The organism is Archangium primigenium (assembly GCF_016904885.1).
GTDB lineage: Bacteria > Myxococcota > Myxococcia > Myxococcales > Myxococcaceae > Cystobacter > Cystobacter primigenius.
In genome coordinates this window covers 3,278,479-3,299,011 of record NZ_JADWYI010000001.1, presented here as the reverse complement: position 1 = coordinate 3,299,011, position 20,533 = coordinate 3,278,479, and the positions used below count along the sequence as shown (strand labels likewise).

The 20,533-nt window shown below is 70.4% G+C and carries 22 protein-coding genes; 14 read left to right on the top strand and 8 right to left on the bottom strand.

The annotated features are described in order from the left end of the window. The first annotated feature begins 7 nt into the window (after positions 1–7). Positions 8–868, top strand: a complete 861-nt coding sequence (locus I3V78_RS13980; RefSeq protein WP_204488025.1) for a tRNA threonylcarbamoyladenosine dehydratase — start codon at positions 8–10, stop codon at positions 866–868. Between the two features lie 116 nt (positions 869–984). After that, positions 985–2,280, top strand: coding sequence for a hemolysin family protein (locus I3V78_RS13975; RefSeq protein ID WP_204496623.1), 1,296 nt, complete (start codon positions 985–987; stop codon positions 2,278–2,280). Positions 2,281–2,292: 12 nt separating this feature from the next. Here the strand turns inward: I3V78_RS13975 and I3V78_RS13970 are convergent, their stop codons facing one another. Beyond that, positions 2,293–3,240 (bottom strand): PD-(D/E)XK nuclease family protein, encoded by a 948-nt coding sequence (locus tag I3V78_RS13970; RefSeq protein ID WP_204488022.1) that lies wholly within the window; start codon positions 3,238–3,240, stop codon positions 2,293–2,295. A gap of 116 nt (positions 3,241–3,356) precedes the next feature. Between I3V78_RS13970 and I3V78_RS13965 the strand changes: the two genes are divergently transcribed. The 3 genes from I3V78_RS13965 (at position 3,357) to I3V78_RS13955 (ending at position 5,447) form a co-directional block, all read left to right on the top strand. Next, a complete protein-coding gene (locus I3V78_RS13965) occupies positions 3,357–3,875 on the top strand; it encodes an SDR family NAD(P)-dependent oxidoreductase (RefSeq protein ID WP_239576423.1) in 519 nt (172 codons plus the stop codon). Next, a complete protein-coding gene (gene mutY / locus I3V78_RS13960) occupies positions 3,872–5,017 on the top strand; it encodes an A/G-specific adenine glycosylase (protein WP_204488017.1) in 1,146 nt (381 codons plus the stop codon). Before I3V78_RS13965 ends, mutY begins: the two co-directional genes overlap by 4 nt. Positions 5,018–5,138: 121 nt before the next feature. Continuing rightward, positions 5,139–5,447: a DUF2934 domain-containing protein gene (locus I3V78_RS13955; RefSeq protein WP_204488014.1), complete on the top strand. Its 309-nt coding sequence runs from the start codon at positions 5,139–5,141 to the stop codon at positions 5,445–5,447. Here the strand turns inward: I3V78_RS13955 and I3V78_RS13950 are convergent. Next, on the bottom strand, positions 5,444–6,502 hold the full coding sequence (locus I3V78_RS13950; protein WP_204488012.1) for a uroporphyrinogen decarboxylase/cobalamine-independent methonine synthase family protein: 1,059 nt from the start codon (positions 6,500–6,502) through the stop codon (positions 5,444–5,446). The genes I3V78_RS13955 and I3V78_RS13950 overlap by 4 nt on opposite strands. 64 nt (positions 6,503–6,566) lie before the next feature. Here I3V78_RS13950 and I3V78_RS13945 point away from each other — a divergent pair, with 64 nt between their 5' ends. Further along, complete coding sequence (locus I3V78_RS13945) at positions 6,567–7,655, top strand: hypothetical protein (RefSeq protein ID WP_204488010.1); 1,089 nt, start codon at positions 6,567–6,569, stop codon at positions 7,653–7,655. On the opposite strand, the gene I3V78_RS13940 is transcribed toward I3V78_RS13945, so the two are convergent. Further along, positions 7,652–9,097, bottom strand: a complete 1,446-nt coding sequence (locus I3V78_RS13940; RefSeq protein ID WP_204488007.1) for a prenyltransferase/squalene oxidase repeat-containing protein — start codon at positions 9,095–9,097, stop codon at positions 7,652–7,654. The two genes, I3V78_RS13945 and I3V78_RS13940, sit on opposite strands and share 4 nt — an antisense overlap. 542 nt (positions 9,098–9,639) lie before the next feature. Between I3V78_RS13940 and I3V78_RS13935 the strand changes: the two genes are divergently transcribed. Further along, positions 9,640–10,515 (top strand): patatin-like phospholipase family protein, encoded by an 876-nt coding sequence (locus I3V78_RS13935; protein WP_204488005.1) that lies wholly within the window; start codon positions 9,640–9,642, stop codon positions 10,513–10,515. Positions 10,516–10,522: 7 nt separating this feature from the next. Here the strand turns inward: I3V78_RS13935 and I3V78_RS13930 are convergent, their stop codons facing one another. Both I3V78_RS13930 and I3V78_RS13925 read right to left on the bottom strand, forming a co-directional pair. After that, positions 10,523–10,963 (bottom strand): CoA-binding protein, encoded by a 441-nt coding sequence (locus I3V78_RS13930; RefSeq protein ID WP_204488003.1) that lies wholly within the window; start codon positions 10,961–10,963, stop codon positions 10,523–10,525. Next, on the bottom strand, positions 10,953–11,825 hold the full coding sequence (locus tag I3V78_RS13925; protein ID WP_204488000.1) for a hypothetical protein: 873 nt from the start codon (positions 11,823–11,825) through the stop codon (positions 10,953–10,955). The genes I3V78_RS13930 and I3V78_RS13925 overlap by 11 nt, the downstream gene beginning before the upstream one ends. 128 nt (positions 11,826–11,953) lie before the next feature. Here I3V78_RS13925 and I3V78_RS13920 point away from each other — a divergent pair, with 128 nt between their 5' ends. After that, positions 11,954–12,214, top strand: a complete 261-nt coding sequence (locus I3V78_RS13920; RefSeq protein WP_204487998.1) for an acyl-CoA-binding protein — start codon at positions 11,954–11,956, stop codon at positions 12,212–12,214. Between the two features lie 45 nt (positions 12,215–12,259). Here the strand turns inward: I3V78_RS13920 and I3V78_RS13915 are convergent, their stop codons facing one another. Together I3V78_RS13915 and I3V78_RS13910 are read right to left on the bottom strand one after the other, a co-directional pair. Continuing rightward, complete coding sequence (locus I3V78_RS13915; protein WP_239576422.1) at positions 12,260–13,489, bottom strand: glycosyl hydrolase; 1,230 nt, start codon at positions 13,487–13,489, stop codon at positions 12,260–12,262. Between the two features lie 120 nt (positions 13,490–13,609). Further along, a complete protein-coding gene (locus tag I3V78_RS13910; protein WP_204487993.1) occupies positions 13,610–13,930 on the bottom strand; it encodes a DUF2795 domain-containing protein in 321 nt (106 codons plus the stop codon). Between the two features lie 178 nt (positions 13,931–14,108). Between I3V78_RS13910 and I3V78_RS13905 the strand changes: the two genes are divergently transcribed. From I3V78_RS13905 to I3V78_RS13890, 4 genes are read left to right on the top strand one after another with little or no spacing between them, the layout of a single operon-like run. Then, entirely contained in the window at positions 14,109–15,692 is a 1,584-nt protein-coding gene (locus I3V78_RS13905; RefSeq protein ID WP_204487990.1) for a YiiX/YebB-like N1pC/P60 family cysteine hydrolase, read from the top strand. 20 nt (positions 15,693–15,712) lie between these two features. Next, on the top strand, positions 15,713–15,991 hold the full coding sequence (locus tag I3V78_RS13900; RefSeq protein WP_204487988.1) for a hypothetical protein: 279 nt from the start codon (positions 15,713–15,715) through the stop codon (positions 15,989–15,991). 51 nt (positions 15,992–16,042) lie between these two features. After that, positions 16,043–16,900: a transglutaminase family protein gene (locus I3V78_RS13895; RefSeq protein WP_204487986.1), complete on the top strand. Its 858-nt coding sequence runs from the start codon at positions 16,043–16,045 to the stop codon at positions 16,898–16,900. A gap of 4 nt (positions 16,901–16,904) precedes the next feature. Beyond that, the gene (locus I3V78_RS13890; RefSeq protein WP_204487984.1) at positions 16,905–17,459 is read left to right on the top strand and encodes an NUDIX hydrolase; all 555 of its coding nucleotides are present in this window, start codon (positions 16,905–16,907) and stop codon (positions 17,457–17,459) included. A gap of 13 nt (positions 17,460–17,472) precedes the next feature. Here the strand turns inward: I3V78_RS13890 and I3V78_RS13885 are convergent, their stop codons facing one another. Beyond that, the gene (locus I3V78_RS13885; protein WP_204487982.1) at positions 17,473–18,465 is read right to left on the bottom strand and encodes an alpha/beta hydrolase; all 993 of its coding nucleotides are present in this window, start codon (positions 18,463–18,465) and stop codon (positions 17,473–17,475) included. Between the two features lie 227 nt (positions 18,466–18,692). On the opposite strand from I3V78_RS13885, the gene I3V78_RS13880 reads away from it, so the two are divergent. Then, the gene (locus tag I3V78_RS13880; protein WP_338023569.1) at positions 18,693–19,499 is read left to right on the top strand and encodes a 1-acyl-sn-glycerol-3-phosphate acyltransferase; all 807 of its coding nucleotides are present in this window, start codon (positions 18,693–18,695) and stop codon (positions 19,497–19,499) included. Next, the gene (locus tag I3V78_RS13875; protein WP_204487979.1) at positions 19,496–20,476 is read left to right on the top strand and encodes an SDR family oxidoreductase; all 981 of its coding nucleotides are present in this window, start codon (positions 19,496–19,498) and stop codon (positions 20,474–20,476) included. Before I3V78_RS13880 ends, I3V78_RS13875 begins: the two co-directional genes overlap by 4 nt. Positions 20,477–20,533 lie beyond the last annotated feature (57 nt).

Sequence of the window (20,533 nt, the reverse complement as noted above, 5' to 3'; positions counted from 1 at the left end):
GGTCCCCATGGAACCGCAGCCCCCCGCTCCCGAGACCCTTGTCCCTCCCGTGACGCCGTCCGTGGAGCCCAAGCCCTTCAAGTTGCACCGGCGCTTCGACCGGACCGGTCGCCTGCTCGGAGACCCGGCCATGGAGCGCCTGTCCGCGGCGCGGGTGGTGGTGTTCGGCCTGGGCGGCGTGGGCAGCTACGCCGCCGAGGGCATGGTGCGCAGCGGCGTGGGCCAGCTCACCCTGGTGGACTTCGACACCGTGTGCGTCACCAACTCCAACCGCCAGCTGCACGCCACCGTGAAGACGGTGGGCAAGCCCAAGGCGGAGCTGATGGCCCAGCGCTGCAAGGACATCAACCCGGACGTCCAGGTGCAGTCCGTGCGCGAGTTCTACCGCGACGAGCTGGCGGATCAGCTCCTGTCGCCGGGCAGCTACGACTACGTGGTGGACGCCATCGACAACGTGAAGGCGAAGCTGCACCTCTTGCACCGCTGCGTGAGCCTGGGCATCCCGGTGGTCAGCTCCATGGGCGCCGCGGGTCGCCTGGATCCCACCGCCATCCGCGTGGAGGACCTGTGCGAGACGCACATGGATCCCTTCGCCAAGGACATCCGCAAGCTGCTCAAGCGCAAGTACAACGTGAACACCGACCGGCCCACGGGCATCACCGCCGTATACTCCATCGAGACGCGGCGCCAGCCCTTGTCCCTGCGCTACGACGCGGACGACGGCTTCACGTGCGTGTGCCCCAACGACAACGACTTCCACACCTGCGAGAAGCGCACGCAGATCGACGGCAGCGTGGCCTTCGTCACCTCCGTGTTCGGCATGAACGCCGCGGGCGTGGTGGTGCGTCGGTTGTCGGTGGCACGTTAGCCCACCGAGGCGGTGGACATCCTCGCCCGCCGTAGTAGACCCCTCCTCGCGCGTCCGGCCCCACCGGGGTCCAGCCCAGGAGGGGCATCATCCTCACCGAATTCGCCATCATCCTGCTGCTCGTCTTCGCCAATGGCGTCTTCGCGGGCGCGGAGCTCGCGCTCATCTCCATCCGCAAGACGCGGCTCCAGGAGCTGATCGACCAGGGCAGCACCGCGGCGCGCTCGGTGCAGGCGCTCCGGGACAACCCCGAGCGCTTCCTCGCCACGGTGCAGATCGGCATCACCGTGGTGGGCTCCACGGCGGCGGCGTTCGGTGGCGCGTCCATCGCCCAGCGGCTCAGCCCGCCCTTGCAGGAACTCGGACTGCCGCCGGAGCGCGCCGAGACCATCGCCTTCGCGCTGGTGGTGGGCCTCGTCTCCTACCTGTCGCTCGTGCTCGGGGAGCTGGTGCCCAAGTCGCTCGCCCTGCGCTACTCGGAGAGCTACGCCCTGCTCATCGGGCCGCCGCTCCGGGGCCTGTCGCGGCTGATGAAGCCCGTGGTGTGGCTGCTCACGTTCAGCTCCAACCTGGTGCTGCGCTTCTTCGGGGACAAGACGTCCTTCACCGAGTCGCGCCTGTCCCCCGAGGAGCTGCAGCAGCTCGTGGAGGAAGCGGCCCGCAGCGGCGGCCTGCATCCGCGCAGCGGGGAGATCGCCTCGCGGGCGTTCGACCTGGCGGACCTGGTGGTGACGGACATGATGGTGCCGCGCACCCGCGTGGTGGCGATCCGGCGGCACTCCACTCCCGAGGACGTGCGGCGGGTGCTCCTGGAAGAGGGGCACAGCCGCATGCCCGTGTTCGAGGACAGCGTCGACCACATCATCGGCTACGTGGTGGCCAAGGATCTGCTGTCCTTCGCGCTCGAGCAGCAGCTCATCCTCCTGGAGGATGTACTGCGTCCGGCCTACTTCGTGCCCGAGACCATGCGGGCCCTGGACGCGCTCCAGCAGATGCAGGCGCGGCGCATCCAGCTCGCCATCGTCGTGGACGAGCAGGGAGGGCTCGCCGGCCTCGTCACCATGAAGGACCTGGTGGAGGAACTGGTGGGCACCATCGCGAGCGAGCACGAGACGCCCCACGACTCCATCCACCACGAGTCCAACGACACCGTGGTGGTGGACGCCCTGCTGCCCATCCGCGAGCTCAACCGGGCCCTGGACACGGTGGAGCTGCCCGAGGGGGACACCTGGACCACCGTGGGCGGCCTGTGCACCTCCATGGCGGGCTCCATCCCCACCAGCGGCGCGCGCTTCACCCTGACCGACGGCACCGTGCTCGAGGTGACGGAGGCCTCGGCCCGTCGGGTGAAGCAGGTCCGCATCCACCTGCCGCCCCGGGCGAGCACCCCGCCGCCGCCCTCGCGCGACTGAGCCGACGCGCGCTCAGGCGGCCCGCACGGCGGCCTCGCGGCCACAGGGCCGGCGGAAGACGCAGCGCGCGCACACGGCGGCGTTGTCGGATTGAGGAAAGGCGGACTCGTCCTTGGGCGTGTTGGTGGCGGGATCCGCGAGCAGGCCGCGCATGCGCGCCACGCTCTGGGCGAAGCGCTCCTTGAAGCCCGCCACGGCGTTCTCGTCCACCTGGACCTGATGCTCCACCCCGTCGTTGAGGTACACGAGCGAGGCGCGCACCTTCTCGAGGGGCAGCCGGTAGCGCATCGACACGTAGAGCGCGTAGCCGAGCACCTGCTCGTCATAGCCCTCGCGCATCTTGCCCGTCTTCCAGTCCACCACCACGGGCGCGCCGTCCGCGTCCACGTAGGCGAAGTCGGGGATGGCGAAGACCTTCACCCCGTCCAGCGAGAACGAGGAGAACTCCGCGCCCGCGTCCACCTCCAGCCACTGGGTGGGCTTGAGGCCCCGCGCGAGCGCTGGCCAGCGCGACTGGAAGAACCAGTCGAGCGCCGTGCGCACCGTCTCCGCGTTCTGCTTCCAGGCCTCGTCCGGCAGGGGCTCGTTGTACTCGTGCTCCACGAGCCCGCTGAACGCCTTGCGGCCCTTCTGCGTCCGGTAGGACTTGCCCCGCGAGAAGCGGAAGTCGTCGCGCATGGTGGACAGGGCCCTGTCCACCACCTTCTCGGGCACCACCTCGCGCCCCGCGCGCCAGTCGAGCAGCGCGTCGCGCAAGGAGTCGTGCACCATGCTGCCCGCCCAGGTGAAGCGGTTGCCCAGCTTCTTGAGCAGGTACAGCTCGCGCACGTCGCTCGGCGCGCCCGCGCCCCACCCTCCCCACGAGCGGTAGTAGTACAGGTAGTAGGCCCGGGAGCACTCCTGGAGCTTTTCGTGACGGCTCTTGGACCAGGAGAAGTCGTTGGTGAACGCGCGCGGCATGGAAGGACACGCATCCTAGATCAGGGGCTTGGTCACGCCGCAAGAGGGACAGGCGGGCAGACACACCCCGCCAGGTCCTTCACCCCTCGGAACGAGCCGCTATGGTGCGCGCCTTCATGGCATCCGCACACTTCCAGGGACGGGTCGCGCTCATCACCGGCGCCTCCAGTGGCATTGGCCGGGCGACGGCGCTCGCGTACGCGGCCCGGGGTGCCCAGGTGCTGCTCGCCGCCCGCCGGGAGTCCGCGCTGCGGGACGTGGCGCGGGAGGTGGAGGCCCGGGGCGGGCGCGCACTCGCCGTGCGCTGTGACGTCACCCGCGAGGACGACGTGGCGCGGCTCCTCCACGAGACGCGGGCGGCCTTCGGGGGGCTGGATGTCCTCGTGAACAACGCGGGGCTCGGGCTCTACGGTCCCGTCGAGGGCTTCAGCGAGGCGCAGCTGCGGCAGGTGTTCGAGGTCAACTTCTTCGCCCTCGTGCGGGTCACCCAGGCGGCGCTGCCCTTGCTGCGCGCGCGGGCGCCGGGCGCGCAGCTCACCCTGCCCGGCCGACTCATGGTGCTCGCCAACCGGCTCGCGCCCGGGCTCTTCGATGCCGTGGCCCGCCGCATCGCCAATCCCGCGAGGGCGCCATGAGCCCCCGCAAGCGCGCATCCCTCTCCGCCGAGCCCCTCGTGCCCCCCGAGCACCGCGCGTCCGTGCGCGCCGGACTGCTGGCCTGGTACGACCAGCAGAAGCGGGACCTGCCCTGGCGCCGCACGCGTGACCCGTACGCCATCTGGCTCAGCGAGGTGATGCTGCAGCAGACCCAGGTGGCCACCGTCATTCCCTACTGGGAGCGCTTCCTCCAGCGCTTTCCCACCGTGGAGGCCCTGGCGGACGCGCCGCTCGCGGACGTGCTCGCCGGGTGGCGGGGCCTCGGCTACTACTCGCGCGCGCGCAACCTGCACCGGGCCGCCCAGGAGATCGTCGCCCGCTTCGGCGGCCGCCTGCCCCCGACCGCCGCCGAGCTGCTCACCCTGCCCGGCTTCGGCCGCTACACGGCGGGGGCCGTGGCCTCCATCGCCTTCGGGGAGGACGCGCCCCTGGTGGATGGCAACGTGGCCCGGGTGCTCTCGCGGCTCTTCGAGGTGGAAGGCGTGCCCGGCGACCGGGTCCGCGAGGCACGCCTGTGGGCGCTCGCCACGGAGCTGGTGCCCGGGGAGCGGCCCGGGGACTTCAATCAGGCGCTCATGGAGCACGGCGCCACCGTGTGCCGTCCGGACAACCCCCTGTGCCTGCTGTGCCCGGTGCGCGAGGCGTGTCTGGCCTTCCGCCACGGCCGCGTGGGCGAGCTGCCCCCGGCCAAGGTCCGCGCGGCCCCCAAACAGATGACGCTCGCGGTGGCCGTCTGGGCGCACGAGGGGCGACTGCTCCTCGTCCGGCGCGCCGACAAGGGGCTGTTCGGAGGACTCTGGGAGCTGCCCGCCGCCGAGGTGGACGCCGACACCCCCGCGCCCGAGTGCGCCGCCCGGCTGACCCAGGCGCTCGGCAGCCCGGTGCGCGTGGGCCCCGCCCTCGGGGTCGTGCGCCGCCAGCTCACCCACCGCACCCTGACCCTCCGGCTGCTGCGCGTGACGGGCGCCACCCGCCCCACCCAGGCCCCGGCCTTCCAGGACACCCGCTGGTGCACCCCCGAGGAGGCCGCCGCGCTCGGCATGAGCACCGCCATGCACAAGGCCCTGCTGGCCGCGCTCGACGCGGGCGCCCTCGTGCTCCCCCCATCGAGTGTTGGTTGACGGACACCCCTTGGCCAGGGGTGTCGCCTCGACAACGAAGGTACCCGCGACACAATTCTCGCCCCGCGGGGAGCCGTCCAATCTCCCCCCTCCACGTCTTCCCGCAACCAGGAGCCCCCCCATGGCACGTCCGCACGCCAAGACGAACACCTCCCACAAGAACTCCCAGCGGCAGCCGGCTCCTCCCGCCCCGGTGGCGGCCGCTCCCGCGCAGAACACGCCCAAGGCCCCCGCGCCCACGCCCGTCGCGGCCACTCCCTCCGCGCCCGTGAAGGCCGAGGCGGAAGCCACGTCGGCCGCGCGCCCGAGCCCCACCCCCGAGCAGATCGCCGCGCGCGCCTACGAGCTCTTCCTCGCGCGGGGCAGTGATCACGGCCACCACGAGCAGGACTGGCTCCAGGCGGAGCGCGATCTGCGCCTCGGCCGTTAAAGACGCGCGCGGCTCGTCAGCATCCGCTCGAGCCGCGCCCGGGCCTCCTGGAGCCGCGCCAGGAGGTGCTCCGCGTCCGCCACCGCCTGCAAGGCCAGCCCGCAGGCGGGGGTGAGCAGCACGGGCAGACTTCCATCCGCGAGCGCATGACCCGGCGGCAGCGCCGCCTCGAGCGACACCTCCACCGCGTCCACCCGCTCGTCCACGTCGTACGCGGACGCGGTGGTGGGCAGCAGGCCCAGGCTCAACCGGCCGCCCGCGGCGAGGAAGCGCGCCAGGGGCCCCGACTCCTCCAGCACCGCGTCCAGGGACAGCCCGACATCGAGCGCGAGCACGTCCAGGCCCGCGTCCAACAAGAAGGCCCAGTCCGTCTGGGCGCAACAGTGGACGCCCACCCACGCGCCCTCGTGCCGCAAGGCCTCCACCAGCAGGCGCGCTTCCTGGAGCGCCAACGCGTGCCGGGGATCGCCCCGCGTGAAGGCATACAGGCCCGGCTCGTCCAGGAAGAACAGCGGCGTCGTGCCCGTGCGGCGCAAGGCGCGCACCATGCCCAGACACCGCGCGAGCAGCAGCCGGTGGATGCCCGCGTCCAAGCCTGGCACGTCCAGACAGGGCACGCCCTCGCGCGTGCGCACCAGGGTCCGCGCCGTGAAGGAGCCGGCCAGCTGGGCCTTGGCGAAGGGCAGCGCATGCCGCGCCACCTGCCCCAGGAAGGGCCGCCAGGCCTGGCACGCCTCCGGTGAGGGCTCGAAGGCCTCGCAGTCGCCCGAGTCGAGCGCCGCCTCCAGCCGCGCCTCGAAGTCCGCGCGTCCCGCCGACCAGACCTCCAGGTCCACCTCGCACCGGCCCGTGCCGTCCCAGGACAGACCGGGAAGGCCCTCGAGCGCCTGGGGCAGCATGAGCTCCGAGGGCCGACCCACCGGCAGTTGGGGCAAGAAGGGAATGTCCAGCGACAGCGCGGCGCGCAGGCCCGCCTCGAGCTCCGTATGGGGCAGGCTCCCGATGCCCGTGGTGGCGAGCGACGGCGGGGCACGGCGGAGGCTGGGCTCGGACATGGAGCGGACTCTACACGCGCCGGATTGCCCCCGCCCCCCCTGGACCGGTATGGCCAGGGTCCCCATGTCGTCCCCACGAGAGCTTTCGTCCCTTGCCCTGCGCGTGCTGCACAGCGCCCGCCACCACGTGCGCACCCAGTCGCGCAGCCCCGAGTACTTCCAGGCGGCGGATCGCTTCTCCGAGCTGTTCCTCGGCAAGGCCTTCCACCTGGAGGCCGACTACTTCAAGACCGTGGGGACGGACTACTCGGCCATCGACTGTCTCTACGAGGAATGGAGCCCCCACACGGGCCGCGAGGACGAAGCCTCGCCGGAGGCCGTGACCGAGCGGCTCCAGGAGATGACCCGGCTCGTGCCGGCCGTCGCCGCGCTGGAGGAGCTCGAGGCCACGCTCCAGACCGACACCTGTGCCCGGCTCGACGTGTGCCGGGCGCTGCTGGGTACCATCACCGTGCTGGGTCATCTGGCGCTCGCGGGCCTGGAGTCCGACGGCCTGGAGGAGGCGTGGAGCCTGGCGTGGCAGGAGCGTGTCTGGAGGCAGAACAGCCAGCAGGCCCGCCTGCAGCGGCTCATCCACGTGATGCGCGCGCCCGCGGAGGACAAGGCGGCGCGGATGGAGGCGCTCGGCCCGGCGCGCGAGGAATTGCGCGTGCACGGCACCACCTTCGTCCAGGGCGTGCACGAGTACCTGGAGCGCTACGCGGAGACGGGGGCCTCCTCGGTCGCCTTCGTGGGCGGGCTGCCCTTCGCGCGCACGCTGTCCGCGGAGGGGCTCGGGGAGGTGCTGACACTCATCCACGAGGACACCGACGACTTCCTCGGACGGATGGCGCGGCTGATGCGCTTCGCCCAGGACGTCCGCTTCGATCCGTCCGAGACCCTCAACTCGGGGGTGATGGGCTACGCGGCCGAGACGGGCCAGGCGCTGTCGGACGTGGATGCCACGCGCCTGCCCCAGGCCCAGCTCGACGCGTGGCTGCGTCAGGAGTGGGAGCGCACCCTCGCCGAGACCCGCCAGCGCTTCGCGCCCCGGGTCTCGGGCTTGAGTGACGCGTCCGCGCGCAGCTCGCTCGAGGGCTTCCTCACCGGGGTGTACGCCATCGCCACGCGACTGGCGGACGCCGGGCACACCCCGCCTTCGGAGGCGCGTTAGCCGCGCCGACGCAGCATCAGCAGGGCGCTCAGCTCGAAGGCCGAGTCGATGCGCTCCATGCGGTAGAGCTCCTTGGAGATCCAGCACTTCACCTTGCCCTCGCGGCCGGTGAAGGGGCTGTACTGCCGCATCATCCACTGGGAGGCGCGATCCAGCGCCCGGGTGATGCCGGCGTGGTGCACGCCATGGCGCTCCAGGTAGCCGAGCATCAGCACCGCGTAGGACGTCTCCGTCATGTTCGGCTCGCCCACGGAGCTCCAGCCGCCCTCCTCCGACTGCGCGGAGAGCACCGCCTCCAGGGCCTTGAGGACCGGGGCCGTGTGCTCCGAGCCGATCAGCCCGATGACCGAGTGGAACGTGGCGTACAGCCACGAGCGGTTCCACTTGTCGGTGGACCAGCGGCCCGAGGGCTCCTGGCGGGCGATGAGGTACTGGTGGAAGGGCTCCAGGCCGTCCGTCTCGCCCAGCATCCGCAGCGCGTGGACGCAGCGGGCCGTCAGCGTGGGCGAGGAGTTCATCTCACCCGGGTAGGCGATGAAGTGGTCGTCCTTCTGGAAGCGGCGCAGCAGCGCCGCGTCCGCGGGCAGGCCGAGCGCGTGCATGACGGCCACCACCGCGCTCGTGTCATCGCCGTCCTGGAGGAAGTAGTCGCTCATGCCGATGCCATGAGGCCCCAGCGCGCGCGTCAGGTCGCCCAGCACCGCGCGCACCGGCTCCGCCAGCGCCGGCTCGTCCAGCAGGCCCGCCATGAGCAGGCCGTAGAGCACGAAGGACTGCTCGAAGTAGGTGTGCGGCGCGCCCACGGGCACCAGCCCGGACTGCTCCATGCCGGTGGAGCGCATGGACTGACGCAGGTAGTCCTGGCCCCGCTGCACGAACGACTCCAGCTCCGGCCGACCCTCGGCGGCCTTGATCCACGCGGCCGTGGCGGACGCGCTGTGGCCGATGCTGCCCGCCCCATCCATCAGGCTCGCGAGCGGCTCGGCGCCCCAGGTCTCCCAGACGTGGATCCACGGCACGCCGGCGCGCATCGGCAGCTTGGCGATGATCTTCTGCTTGCGCTCGCCCAGGGCCATCAGCTTGGCGTAGGGCTCGCGGGGCAGGTCGCCCTCCTCCCCCAGCTCCTTCAACAAGCTGGGCAGGAGGATCTCCGCGGCCACCGGCAATTCGTCCACCACCAGGTCGGCCCACAAGGGCGCCTGGGTCCGCAGGAACGCGAGCCCCGCCTGGATGGCGTCGGCCACGGGCGCCTGCTCGCGAAACCCTCTCAACGCCAGGATCGCGGACAGCGTGGGGATGTCCCGGTGCAGCGGAAAGGCGGCGTCGCCCCAGCCCCCGTCCTCCGCCTGCTGCTCCAACAACCACTCCACCACGGACGTGTCATTGTCCCGCGGCCCCAGAATCCGCAGCACCTGCGCCGTGTCATAGACAGACGGGCTCATCAGCCCGCCGCCCTGACCCGTCTTGGAGACAAGGGATTGCAATTCCGCCAGCAGGAGGTCCTGAAGCCTGTCACCGGAAAAACGGGCAGCCGGAGACGAGCGGAACGGCACCGCGACATCTTGGATTCTTCTCATAGAAGACAGGAAGCTGGATGGGGGTTGGGGGGAACAATGGACAAAAGCCCGTCCCGGCCATTTCGGAGCGAGCCGCTCACGGCATGAGCGAGATCAGGGTCCCATGGAACGACTCGGTGTCCAGGAAACATCACAGGGCAATCATAGGGTGGCGGGTTGGGCAAGCAGGAAGGTGCGCGCTCCCCGTTATTCCTGGCAATGGACCGGATTTTCCCGACGTCCATTGCCTGACTTCACCAACAGTCGGGGATCGATCCACTGTCTGGGAAAACATGGATGCACGCGCGCCCGTGAGGCCCACGGCCAGGTCCACGGGCGCCGGGTCGTCCGGAAGTCCTAGCCCTCTCGGACACCTGCCGAGCGACCATGCGTTGCCAGGAGCGAACGGGCGGCATAGAGACAGCGCCATGGCCGCTCCATCCGTGCAGCAACTTCTCCAGGGCAAACGTTTCGGACTCGTTCTCTCCGCCGGCTACTTCGGTTTCTTCGGGCACGCGGGGTTTCTCAAGGGCCTGGCGGCCGCGGGCCTGACGCCCTCGGCCTACGCGGGGACGAGCGCGGGCGGACTGGTGGCCGCCTACGCGGCGGCCGGCGCCAGCGTCCAGGCGATCGAGGAGCTCGTTCTCAAACAGACGCGCGAGTCCTTCTGGGATCCGGACCCCATTGGCGCGGTCCTCAATGCCTTTCCGCGCGAGAGCCATGGTGCGACAGGCCTGCTCAAGGGTGAGCGCTTCCGCAAGCTGCTCGAGCGCACGCTCCCGGTGAGCAGCTTCGAGCAGCTGCCCCACCCGCTGCTGCTCACGAGCGCCAACCTGACCCAGGGCACGCACGAGATCTTCACCTCGGGCGAGCTGGCGCCCCGCGTGCACGCCACGTGCGCCTATCCCGGCCTGTTCCGCGCGGTGCGGGTGGGACGCGACCTGTATTGGGATGGTGGACTGGTGGACAAGGCCCCGGCCCTGTCCCTGCGCGAGAGCGCTTTTGGACAGGACCTGGACGCCATCCTCGTGCACTACCTGCCCAGCCGCACCCGCAAGATGCTGGGCGGGCCCATGGCCTACGCGCAGGGCATCGCCGCGGGCTCGGCGGCGCTGCGGCACGACCACTTCCGGCTGCAATTGGCCCTGCTCAAGGAGCGGGGCTTTCCCGTGTACGTGGTGGTGTCCAACCTGCCGCCCGTGTCTCCCACGCAGATGGAGCGCGGCTTCGATGCGCTCCACCAGGCGCGGCTGAGCTCCGAGCGCGCCCTGCTGCGGCCGCCCGTGCCCTTCCAGGAGGCATGATCCGGGCTCAGCCGCCGTAGCGGCGGTGGTCCACCATCAGGCAGCGGTCCTGCACCACCTGGATGCCCGCCTCGGCCAGCCGGCGGGCCACCACGTCGTTGCGGATGCCGGACTGGAACCACACCGCCCGGGGCTTCTTGGCGAGCAGGTCCTCCAGGTGCTGCTCGATGTCCTGGGGCCGCCGGAAGACGTCCACCAGGTCGATCTCCCCGGGAATGTCCACGAGCCGCCGGAACACCGGCCGCTGCAGGATGTGGGTGACCTCCGGGTAATAGACAGGCACCGGCACCACGTCCACCCCGGCCCGGGAGAGGTACTCCGGGACGTAGTAGGCCGGCTGGCCCGCGTGCTGCTCCGTCTTGATGCCCAGCACGGCCACCCGCTTGCTGCGGCGTACGACCGCGCGGATGCCGTCCTCGTCCTCGATCAGGTTGTGCTCATGGCTCATGGTTGGGCTCCAGGAACGCGTCCATCCACCAACTCCAGGTCTCGGCGCCCCGTTGGCCCCGTAGGGTGAAGGTCCGACGGACCGGGAGGAAGCGCCCCTTGCCCAACCACTGTTCACCGTCGCACTCCACGCCGGGCGTCAGCGGCGGCTCGCCCGCCGAGCGCCACACGTCCCACACCTCCGGCGGCGAGGTGTCACCCGGAGGCCCCAGGCAGCGCAGGGCGAACACCAGCACCTCACCCTGCTCGGTGAGCCGGGTGCCCGTCAGCGTGCGCTCCAAGAGGTACGTCACCTCGCCGTCCGCCAGGCTCAGCCCGCCCACGGCATGGCCGCGCTGCCCCGGCACCCACGTGCGCCCGTAGACGCCCCCATAGGTCACCTCCCACTCGCGCCGGGTGCGCGCCTCCAGGGCGTCCGGGGCGAGCACGCGCTCCAGGGCGGACACATCCCAGCCCGCGGTGGACAGCTCCCGCAGGGCGGCCCGCGCGGCGTCGGGCGCCTCCAGCCGCACGAAGGTGCCATCCGCCGCGAGCCGCAACCGCAGGGGCGCGCGCTGGAGCGCCTCGTCCACCCACGAGCGCACCTCCACGCCCGCCCGGGTGTAGCGCGAGCGCGTCACACGCTGGGTGAGCAGCCACCCCGGCGCCTCGGGTGTGAAGAGGGAGACCGTGGTCAACTCCACCTCTTGAGCGCCGGACGCGCCCCGCACCGTCTCCACGAGCGGCCCGTCCTCGGGAGGAAGGAAGGTGGGCCGCAGGGGGGGCTCTACGACGAACCGGGGGTCCAGGGAGGGGATGTCGTGGTGGCACGCGCCGACCAGGGCCGCGAACACGAGGAGGCAGGAGACGGGAGGGGTCCGCATGACGCCCGGGAAGCTGTCAGAAAGCGTCGCCGCCCGCGAGCGCATCCGACCCCCGGGCCTCCCGAGTCCGTGGACGCGCGGTGGGGTGGGCGCTAGCGTCACCGCCCGACCCCCCCGCGAGGACCCCCATGTCTGACTTGAATGCGCAGTTCACGAAGGCGCAGACCGATGTGAAGACGCTGTCGGCCAGCCCCGGCAATGACACGCTGCTGGAGCTGTACGCGCTCTACAAGCAGGGCAGCCAGGGCGATGTGACGGGCGAGCGCCCGGGCGTGTTCAGCGTCAAGGACCGCGCCAAGTTCGACGCCTGGACGAAGAAGAAGGGCCTGGGCAAGACCGAGGCCATGCAGAAGTACGTGGACCTGGTGAACCGGCTGCTCAAGAAGTGAGTCCGGACGGGGACGGACCCGTGGGTCCGTCCCCGCTCGCGCGGCTCAGTGCACGGACATCCAGTTGAAGTTGGCGTTGCCGTTGGGCGCCTGCGCCCCACCCGTCAACACCTTGCCATGGGCGTACGTGTCCTTGATGGCCTTGTAGCTGTTCTCGGTGTTCCAGTAGTTGGGCGCGCCGGAGCCGCTGACATCCTTGACGAGCAGGTCGCCCCAGATGGTGTAGAGCACCCACGGCCGGGCGTCGATCTCGGAGATGTTCTTGTCCCAGCGCACGGGCAGCTTGTCATTCTCGGCCAGGATGCGCGGCTTGTTGTAGCGCTTGAGATCGTCGTAGTAGCGGGCCGGGAAGTAGGGATTGCCGCTGTAGATGTCGACCCCGACGACGTCGACGCCCTCGGTGGGGTAGTAGTCCCAGGGGCTCTTGCCGTACTGGCCATCCCAGTTGTACGGCGTCCACACCCAGAGGAGGTTCTTGAAGCCCCGGGTGTTGGTCATGTAATTGAAGATGATGCTCCACAATTGCTTGTAGAGGTAGGGATCGCGGTTGGCCCACCAGAAGCGACCCGAGAGCTTGTTCATCTCGTGGTAGGGCCGGAAGAGCACCGGCACGTTCGCATCCGCGAGCGGCTGCAGGCGATCCGCGGCCCACTTCAAGTCGCGCAGCAGCGTCTGGTATTCGGCGGTGTTGTTCTGCCAGTCCACCAGGCGCCGGAACCACGCATCGTCCAGGTTCACCCGCTGGCCCGACGCGTTGGTGGCCGTCTCCACCAGGGTGTTCTCGAAGTTCTTCGACGGGCTGCCCGGATAGGGATGGTGGAAGCTCACCCCGACGAGCCCGTCCCCGTACGTCCACCGGTCCCGGAGGAAGCCGATGCCATTGAAGGTGGCGCGCCACTCCACGGTGTTGTCATTGAAGGAGGACTGGTACCACCCCGGGCCCAGGTCCATCTCCACGAACGCGGGCTTCTTGCCCGACAGCCGCACGACCTCGTTGTAGTACTTGCCCGCGTAGCTGCCTTCCTGGTGGATCTCCTTCTGCGCCTCGCAGTGCTGCCCGATGATCGTCCGGGCCGTGCCGTTGTTGGCGCGGGCACCGTTCTCCAGATCCACCAGCAGGTTGAACACCTTCTGCGCGGGCGCCGTGGGGCCCGGCGTCACCAGCGTCTTGGAGAGCTGCGCCCGGGCGGACTGCGGCAGCAAGGCACACGCCGCCATCAGCGCCATGCCCATGAACCGGCGTCGGCCCGGCGCACCCGCATCCCACGTCTTCATGAGTTGAATTCCCATGAAGGCGTTATAAACGCGTTTTACGGGGTGTAGAAGGGAGAAACCCGGGCACCCGCGCGCCGGGGGTCGGACCCGGCCCAGGGGTGCCCAGAGGGCGGCCCTGCGTTACGGGTGGCCCCGATTCTCGCCGAGCTCGCTCTCCACGACGTGCTTGCCGATGTCCCGGCGGTCGCGCTCCACGCCGTCGTCGTCATCGCGCAGGCCGCCGCTGGCGAAGCGCCGCGCCGCCTCGGCCAGGTCCCGCATCACGTCCCGCCGCGACGCGTAGTCCTCCTGCGGCAGCGACTTGAACACGTTGATGATGTCCACCGGCGCTCCGCTGTCCTCCGCGGCCTCGACGAGGAGTTCGCGCGTGGTCGGATACTCCACGGACTCCAGGTGGGGCGTGATCGAGAGCGCTGGATCCTCCGCCTGTCCGAATGCCATCGTGTCCTCTGCCTTTCCGCCCGGGCTGCTTTGCCTTCCGGGGCTTGGACACAACGTGGGGATGAAGTGTCCTCCAGGCTACCTGGGGGGCTCGCCTTCCCGTGGAGGCCCCCGGGCAGCCAAACAGCCAGGGCCCGGGTAGACTGCCGCTTCACGGCCCCCGCGCCCGACCTTCCCGATGCCCTCCACGCCCCTGTTCCTCCTGTCCTCCTGGCTCGTCCTCGCGACGCCCGCCTCCGCCCCGTCCCCCGCGCCCGTCACGAGCGTCTACGCCCTGGAGGAGTCGGCCTTCGTCGCCCAGGCCCAGCGCGACCTGGAGATCCTCCAGCGGGACGCCCAGGGGCTGCTCGCCCTGCGCGCGCACCTGGACCAGACGCGCGCGCTCTACCTGCGCGCCCAGGACGTCCCCTACTCCCCCGACGAGAAGCGCGCCCTGCTCACCACCTGGGCCGCCTTCTCGGACCACTTCATGTCGCTCGAGCGCATCCGTCAGCGCTACTGGGACTTCGTGAAGCAGTCGGCGCTCACCCGCCGCCCCCAGCACACCTGGGGCTTCCTCCTCACGCACGGCGCCCTCTCCGCGGAGCTCGCCCACGGGCTCGCCTTCGCGGAGCTCACCACGGGCCGCGCCCAGCTCGAGGTGCTGCTGGACGAGCCCTCCGAGGAGTACGGCCTGCCCGCGCGCACCTTCGCCCGCTTCAAGGAGAAGGCGCTCCACGTCTCCACCACCACCCAGCTGCTCACCGGGGACACCTACGCGGAGCGCTCCCGGCTGCTGTTCAAGAAGTCCGGGCTGCTCGACGTGCCCGGCGTGGAGCAGGTGATGCAGGAGTCGCGGCGCAACGTGCAGGCCGCCCGGAGTCAGCTGTCGAGCCGGGGCGTCACGCTCTTCGCCAAGGCGGGCGTGGACGTGCTCAAGGACGCCACCGCCCAGGCCATTTTCCCCACCCAGCGCACCGTGGCCGAGTGGATGGGCGACACCAAGGTGAAGCGGATCGGCCGGCCCCTCATCCGCCGCGAGCAGGTGCTCGCCCTGTTGCCCCGGATGCAGCCAGGCGACATCCTCGTGGCCCGGCAGAACTGGTACCTGTCCAACATCGGGCTGCCGGGCTTCTGGCCCCATGCCGAGCTCTATGTGGGCACGCCTCAGGACTGGGCCACGCATCTGGACGGGGACGCCGGGGTGCGCGCCTGGCTCCAGGGCCTGCCCGGCGCCCCCCCCAGCCTCGCCGCGTACCTCGCCCGGGAGTACCCCGCCAAGTGGAGCACCTTCACCGCGCCGGACTCGCACGGGGATGCCGTCCGCATCATCGAGTCCATCAGCGAGGGGGTGTCCTTCACCGGCCCCGAGCACGGCATGCACGTGGACTACCTGGGCGTGCTGCGCCCGCGCCTGTCGCCCCTGGACAAGGCCCGGGCCATCGCGCGTGCCTTCCAGTTGCAGGGGCTGCCCTACGACTTCAACTTCGACTTCTTCTCCGACGCCTCGCTCGTGTGCACGGAGCTCGTCTACAAGGCCTACGCGCCCGCCCAGGCCCAGACGGGGGTGCGCATCGGGCTGGTGGACGTGGCCGGCCGGCGCACCCTGCCCGCCAACGAGTTCGTCCGGCTGTTCGACGCCGAGTACGACCGGAGCGACCGGCAGTTGGATTTCGTTGCGTTCCTGGAAGGACGGGAGCAGGAGCAGGATGCGGTGGAGGGCGATGCGGCCGCCTTCCGGCGCTCGTGGCGCCGGGTGAAGTGGGACATCGCCCAGCAGTGAGCCGAGGGAGACAGGACGCGATGACGGAAGAGAGTGGACTCGAGATGCTGGCCATCGCCGGCAAGCTCTTCGAGCGGATGATTTCCCAGCAGCAGGCCAAGGTGCTGCGGCTGGCCCGGGAAGTGGTGCCCAACATCACTCCCGAGGAATTGCGCAACCCCCACGACTTCCCGAAACTCAAGGAACACGCGACCTTCGAGTTCGAGGATGGGCTGCTGTCGGGGCTCATCTCCGCCCACGTGGCCTTCAACGCCGAAATCAAGGGGCGGCTGTTGCCCCCCGAACCTCCGGGCAGCTGAGCGTCCACCCTCCTTTGCCGTTGAACCCGCCGTGGGTTAGTCCTTCTCTCCGTGAGCCTCACCTCGACCTTGAGCCCACCGCTCGCTCGCGAACGCCTCGTGTCCGCGCTCGCCGCGGATCCACCGCGGTTGGACTTAGCCGCCCTGGCCATCGCCACCCTCAACCAGCCCCACCTGGACGCCGCGGCATGTCTGCACACGCTCGACGCCCTGGCGGCGCGGGTCCAGGTGGAGATGGAGCGCCACGAAGGGCATGGGGAGGTGCTGGCCGGCCTCACCGCCCTGCGCCACGTGCTGGCGGACATCGAGGGGTTTCGCGGCAACGAAGACGACTACCACTCGCCGGACAACAGCTTCCTGGACTTGGTGCTGGAGCGGAAGGTGGGCCTGCCCATCTCCCTGTCCGTGCTCTACCTGGAGGTGGCGCGGCGCGCGGGCATCCCCCTGTACGGCGTGTCCTTCCCCGGCCACTTCCTCGTGGCGTGCAGCGCGGGGGACCACAAGCTCGTGGTGGACCCCTTCAACGAGGGGGAGATCCTCACCGAGGAGGGCTGCAAGGAGCTCTTGGAGCGCGTGGCGCCCCAGCTGCGCTTCAACCCGGAGACGATGCTGTCGCCGGCGCCCGTGGAACTCATCGCCTACCGGATGCTGTCCAACCTGCGGCGCGTGTACCTGGAGCGCGGGGACTACGAGCGGGGGCTGGCCGTGGTGGACCTCCTGCTCATGCTCGCGCCCAACCACCCGGGGGAGCTGCGCACGCGCGCGGCGCTCCTGGCCAACCTGGGCGCCTACCGGGCGGCGCTCAAGGACGTGGAGCGCTGTCTGGAGCTGTCGCCGGACGCGCCGGACCGGGACCGGCTGGAAATGACGGTCCGGGAGTTGCGCGAGCGCGCCGAGCTGCTGAACTGAGCGGATGCGCGAACTTCGACCGTGGCCCCGCCTGCGCCGGGGCCTGGAGCACGACTACCAGATCCTCAAGGTCCGCGAGGACATGGTGGCCGACCCCCGCACCGGGCAGGAGCACCCCCGGGTGCTCATCGACTGCCCGGACTGGGTGAACGTCATCGGGGTGACGCGGGACGAGCAGCTCATCCTCATCCGCCAGTACCGCTTCGGGGTGTCCCGAGTGACGCTGGAGATTCCCGGCGGCGTGGTGGACCCGGGCGAGGCGCCCGAGCACGCCGCGGCGCGCGAGCTGGAGGAGGAGACGGGCTACGTCGCCGAGCGGCTGGTGGCGCTCGGCGCGGTGGAGGCCAACCCCGCGCTCCAGCCCAACCGCTGCCACAGCTTCCTGGCGCTCGGGTGCGAGAAGCGGCACGAGGGGCACCAGGACGTGGGCGAGGACATCACCGTGGAGCTGCACCCGCGCGCGAGCCTGCCCCAGCTCATCCTGGACGGGACCATCACCCACTCGCTGGTGGTGGTGGCCTTCTACCTGGAGCAGTTGCGCGCGGGCGCCGGGCGCTGAGCGGACGCCCCGCTCAGGGCACCGCCAAGCGCAGCCAGAAGGAGATCATGGACCAGCTGCGCAGCCGGTTCGTGTGGCCATTGAAGGCATGGCCGATGTCTGCGATCGGGTCCACGAACACGAAGGGCGAGCGGGGATAGGCCTGGGCCTCCTGCGCGGCGAAGGCCGCCGGCGCCACCGCGTCGTTCTCGCCGAGCTGCACCAGCACCGGCACGGTGAGCTTCTGCGTGGGAATGGGCGTCGGGTCGGCCAGCAGGGTGAACAGATCCATGAGCTGGCCCCGGGGCGTGGTGTCCGCCACAGAGGCATTGTCATAGGCGATGACGGCCGGGTTCGCGTGGGCCACGTCGTAGAACAGACCCGTGCGCAGCGCCGCGGGCACGGTCACGTAGGGCCCCTGCTGCAAGAGCGGTGAAATCACCTCCTCGCCCACGGGCAGCTCATGAAAGGTATTGAGCCAGCCGGTGAGCACCACCGCCTGGGCGTCGCGATACAGCGCCTGGGCATAGGTGCTGATGAGCGCGCCATTGGAGTGGCCCACGTAGACGAGCGTCTCGAAGGTGTTGCGCTCCGCCTTGGCGCGCACTTGCACCATCACCTGGTGCAGGGCGCTGACCGACTCCGCCAGGTTCAGGAAGTCTCCGTTGGGACGACTGCTCTCGCCATACCCAGGCAGGTCCAACGCCAGCACCGCGTAGTGCTGCCGCGCCATGAAGCGCGCATAGGAATACGTCTCGCCCTGGATGTCGGGCAGATCCCAATACGCATGGTCATAGGTAATGCCATGCACGAGCACCTGCACGGGCCGGTTCTTCAACGAACCCTGATAATAGAGAAAGCCCACCACCTGGTACGTCTTGCCGTCCGACAGCTTCACCGGATAGGTGCGCCGCTCCACCTTGATGCCCTGACTGTCTTCCTTCGCCTCCGCCACGCCCGGGGCCACCCCGACCCCGCCCAGCAGGAGCGCCAGCCACAACCCCACCAGTCCAAGCATCTTCTTCATCGCTCGCCTCCTCTCCGCCTTATCTGTAAACATCAATCTATACCATAAGCGAGGAAAAACTGAACTCCTTGAACAACCGCTGGAGGTCCAAACACCCCGGGGTCCAGGGGTCCACGCTTCGCTCGCGCTCGAGGGAGGCTGCCGCGTGCATGCGGCGCGGGAAGACGGACCCGGGCACGCACGGAATCTGACACGATGGCCGCCGAGGCCTGGGAGGGGCAGACGGCGTGAGTCGATCAGAGGTGAAGACGCGGCTGGAGCGGCTGGAGCTCCCTTTCAATGCGTATGGCGTGGACCCCTACGGCGTGTCCCGGTGGCACCTGGGCGTCGTCTACGAGGCCCTGAACTTCTTCTACCGGCACTACTTCCGGGTGCGCTGCCACGGCATCGAGCACGTGCCGGCGCGGGGCCGGGGCATGCTGGTGGGCAACCACTCGGGGGGCGTGGCGGTGGATGGGATGATGGTGATCGCCTCGTGCTTCCTGGAGGCCCAGACGCCCCGGCTGGCCCAGGGCATGGCGGAGAAGTTCGTGAACGCCACCCCCCTGGCCTCCATCTGGAGCAGCCGCTGCGGCCAGTTTCCCGGCCTGCCGGAGAACGCCACGCGCTTGTTGGAGGAGGACCGGCTGCTGCTCGTCTTCCCCGAGGGCGCGCGCGGCACCGCCAAGCTCTACCCCCAGCGCTATGATCTGGTGGACTTCGGCACGGGCTTCATGCGGCTGGCGCTCAAGACGCGCACGCCCATCATCCCCTTTGGCTTCCTCGGAGGCGGCGCGGCCATCCCCACGGTGGCCAACCTCTATGGCCTGGGGCGGGTGCTCGGCATGCCCTACGTGCCCGTCACCCCCTATCTGCTGCCCCTGCCCCTGCCCGTCCCGCTGGAGCTGCACTACTCCGAGCCCATGGTCTTCGAGGGCACGGGCAACGAGGAGGACAGCGTCATCCAAGGCTATGTGGAGCAGGTCAAGGCGCGCATCGCGGACATCATCGACCGGCGCCGCAACGAGCGCTGGCAGGCGGCGGTGACGCCATGAAGGTCCTCATCCTCGGATTGGGAGGCGCGGTGGCGCGGCGCGTGGCGCTGGGGCTGCGCGACCAGGGCCACACGGTGGTGGGCATCGACACCCGACCCTGGGCGGACGCGCCCGAGGGCATCGAGGTGCACACGGTGGACCTGCGCAAGCGCGGCGCGGAGGACGTCTTCCGCACCCGGCGGCCGGATGCCGTGGTGCACATGGCCACGGTGACGTCCCTGCGCGTGCAGGGCGAGGAGCGCCACCGCATCAACCTGGGCGGCACCCGGGTCGTCTTCGAGCACTGCCGCGCCTACGGCGTGAAGCACGCCCTCTTCGTGGGCCGGCACACCTTCTATGGGGCCGCGCCGGACTCGGCGCTCTACCACACGGAGGACGAGCCCCCGAAGGAGCTGGCCTCGTTCCCCGAGCTGGCGGACCTGGTGGCCGCGGACCTCTACGCGTCCACGGCCCTGTGGCGCACCCCCGAGCTGACCACGTCGGTGCTGCGCGTGTGCTACACGCTGGGCCCGTCCGCCCAGGGCACCCTGGCCACGTTCCTGCGCGGGCGGCGGGTGCCGCTGGTGGCGGGGTACGATCCGCTCTTCCAGTTCATGCACGAGGACGACGTGGCCTCGGCCATCCTGCTCGCGCTGGACAAGCGCCCCCGGGGCGTCTTCAACGTGGCGGGACCCCAGCCCCTGCCCCTGTCCGTCATCGTGCGCCAGGCGGAGCGGGTGCCGGTGCCCCTGCCCATGGCGGTGCTGCGCCAGCTCGTCGGCCGCTTCGGCCTGCCCCGACTGCCGCGCGGCGCGCTCTACCACCTGCAGTACCCCATCGTGGTGGACGGGCACGCCTTCCGGGCCGCCACGGGCTTCACCCACCGCTACGACGAGGTCCAGACCATCCAGTCCTTCCTCGAGGCCCACCCCGCCCCGCCCTCGCACCGCGCGCAGCTGCGTCAAGGCCTGGAGACGCTCGGCGTCATGAAGCCGTAGCGCCCGGACTGTCATGGGCGCGTGCTAGCGTCCGGAGCCCTCGGACTCGCATCCAGG